This is a genomic window from uncultured Mucilaginibacter sp. (assembly GCF_903913935.1).
Taxonomy (GTDB): Bacteria; Bacteroidota; Bacteroidia; order Sphingobacteriales; family Sphingobacteriaceae; genus Mucilaginibacter.
The window spans coordinates 1-3000 of the sequence record NZ_CAIWNH010000165.1; the positions used below are offsets into that span (position 1 = coordinate 1).

Annotated in this window: 2 protein-coding genes; both read left to right on the top strand. The window is 43.8% G+C overall.

From position 1 onward, the window contains the following. Positions 1–2639 (top strand): hypothetical protein (locus QZY09_RS06180; protein WP_295669636.1); only part of this gene is annotated, 2639 nt, incomplete at its 5' end. A 120-nt stretch (positions 2640–2759) separates the two neighbouring features. Next, a complete protein-coding gene (locus tag QZY09_RS06185; RefSeq protein WP_295669639.1) occupies positions 2760–2996 on the top strand; it encodes a hypothetical protein in 237 nt (78 codons plus the stop codon). The last annotated feature ends 4 nt before the right edge of the window (positions 2997–3000 follow it).

Sequence of the window (3000 nt, forward strand, 5' to 3'; positions counted from 1 at the left end):
CCTTACAGGGAATTTCATCAAGTATGTCCAGATTTGATAAAGACCTATCAAAACTTACTGATTCTATCAGTAAACTAAACAGCCAAAACAAAGAGCTGTGTACGGGCGGGGGAAAAGTAAAAAGCACCGTTACGGAACTGATCGGTTCATTTGGCGATTGGGAAGGGGTACTTAAAACAGTAAAAACGGCAATTTGGGGTGCAGAAGTGGCAGCGGAGGGGCTGATGGGAGCGTTAACCGGCGGCCTGGCGATTCTCACTACTTTTTTGCCCGAAATTATAGATGTTGTTGGCGGCTGGTTTAAAGCTAACACGACACTAACCACGCTTAACAAAACGCTAAAAGACAATATAATTGTTCAGGATGCAGTAAACGAAGCCTGGGCACAGGGCACTGAGAACGCGCAACAGGAATTGGTACACTTAAACCTGCTTTACAAAGCCAGCCAGGATCATAATGCTAAATTAAAAGAAAGGAAGAAAATTGTATCAGAATTGCAGCGTCAATACCCCGACTATTTTGGAAACATCTCGGCCGAAGCGATATTAAACGGAAAAGCAGCCAAAAGCTATGCCGACCTGACGAAAGCGATTATAGCAACTGCCCGGGCAAAGGCTGCGGAAGAAATAATCATCAAAAACCAGGTAAGGTCATTGGGTAACGACAACAAACTCGAAACATTAAAAGGGGACCTTGCTCAATACACCAAACAACTAAAGATCGCACAAAAAGAATATGACGACTATATGAAGAGTCCCGCAATTGGTGCAGGAGGTTTTGCTATGGTCGACTCCGAAGAGGCAAGTCTATCCGAAAAACTTGCAGGCGTCCGCGATATGGTTAAGGCAACTAAAAAATCCATTGGTGACCTGAATACAGATTCAAATTTATTAACCCGGCAGAATGACGCCCTGGCAAAAAAAGTAATAGGCGACACCGAACAAAATGGCGCTAAAGTTTTGGGTATAGCGGCAACAACCAATAAACAACTTGTTAAGGGCAGTGGCGAAACAGCACAAAAACAGCTGTCACAGCTTACCGAAGCCGAAGAAATGCGTAAAGCTTCGGTGATGCGCCAGATACAAATAACTTTTGAGGCTTCTGGAAGTGAAGCAGCTGCAGAAAACAATCATTACCAGGATGAACTTACCAGGCTAAAGGGCTTTTTAAAAAACAAACAAATAACCCAAAAGGAATTTGACGATGTAAGCAAACAGTTAAACAGCGGGCACCAGGCCAACATGGCCGCCATCATTAATAAATATAATGAGCAGGATAAAGAGAAAGTCCAGCAGGCCCAAAATCAACTGGCCGAATTAACCATAAAAGAAATGCATGAAGGCTCGGCAAAGCAAATTGCAGAATTAAACCTTGAGCAAACCGAAAAAGTACAGCAGCTTGAAAAAAGCAATGCCGAACTTAAGGAACAACAGAAAAAACTCGCGGCTGAATTGGCGGATACTTTGCTTTTAAACCCTTCCGCAGATGTTTCGGCGTTAAAAAGTCGGTTGGATGCCGTTACTGAACTTGTAGAGATAAATGGTAAGAAAAAAGTAGCCATCGAACAGCAAACGAAGGATGCCCTTAAAAAAATTAACGATCAGGAAGCACAGGATAAACTGGTAAAACGTGATCAAAGAGCTGCTGATCAGGCAACGGATCCGGAAGCAAAACTGGCTGCAGATAAAAAACTAATAAACAATCAATACCAGTTTGAGATTGAACAGGCACAAGCGACTAATAAAAAAATAGAGGACATTGAAAATGAGCGCAATGAAAAGATAAAAGAAATAGACAATAAAGCCGCGAAAGAAAAAGCTGAAAAAGCGCAAAAAGCCGCGGAAGAGCTTAGCGCCTTTGAACAGAACATGGAAAAAAAAGTAGCCGAAGCCGCATTTTCTATCATCAGCAACAGCATAAAACAGGCCAGTGAAGCCAAAATCTCAGGGCTGGAACAGGATAAGGCCAATGAATTGAGCAATAGCGGTTTAACATCAACCCAAAAACAAGCTATTGAACAGAAATATAAACAAAAAGAGGCCCAGGTAAAAGTTAAAGCTTTTAAAGAAGAGCAGGAAGCATCGATAGCCCAAGCGGTTATTAACGGGGCATTGGCTATCACAAAAGTTACCTCACAAACCGGCGTACTCGGTGCGTTTGTAATACCCGGTATAATTGCTGAAACAGCCATACAGGTTGCTACAATAGCAGCGCAAAAACCACCGGCTTACGCATCAGGTGGGGTACATTATAGTTCGGATGGGCGCGGCGGCGTTTTACCCGGCTATAGCAAAACCGATAACACCAATGCCTACCTGCGATCGGGCGAGGGGATTGTTGTATCCGAAGCTATGCAGGTGCCCTGGGCGCGTAACCTGGTTAGCGCCATAAACGTCGGCTTTGGCGGCAGGGATTTCGCCATCGCAAACCCCGGGCGAGGTTATGCCGTTGGCGGTATATTTACAGATGGCGGCGATGCCAACCGTTATTATAACCAGCCGGTACATGATCAGAAGAACCTGGCCAACTCCATCGCCTACCAGATGATCAATAATTTCCCGCCGGTTTATGTGGATGTAAAGGACATTAATAACCAGCAAAACATATTAGCACAGACGATTAACAGGGTGAATCTTTAGGCCCACGCTCCTGCCCCGCTAATTTCGAATTTCGGAATTTCGATTTCGGATTTAAAACTTCTTAGTTAAATCATTCACATCGGTAAAATCATTCTTTTTCATCGGTGAAATCACAAAACAATGAATATCAAAATCGCCAACGCTTTATTTGACGATGGGGTATTCTCGGCCATGTACAAAGCCGGGTTTATTACCACAAAAATTTTTATATACCGCGAAATTTACCTGTGGATTGAGGCCCAGCGGAAGACCCGTGGCCTGAATAAACGCCAGGCGGTGATTGAAGCTGAAATTAAATTCAGGAAAGATGAGCGCACCATCTGGCGGGCGTTGAATAGTTTTGAGGAGGGGGAATAAATAA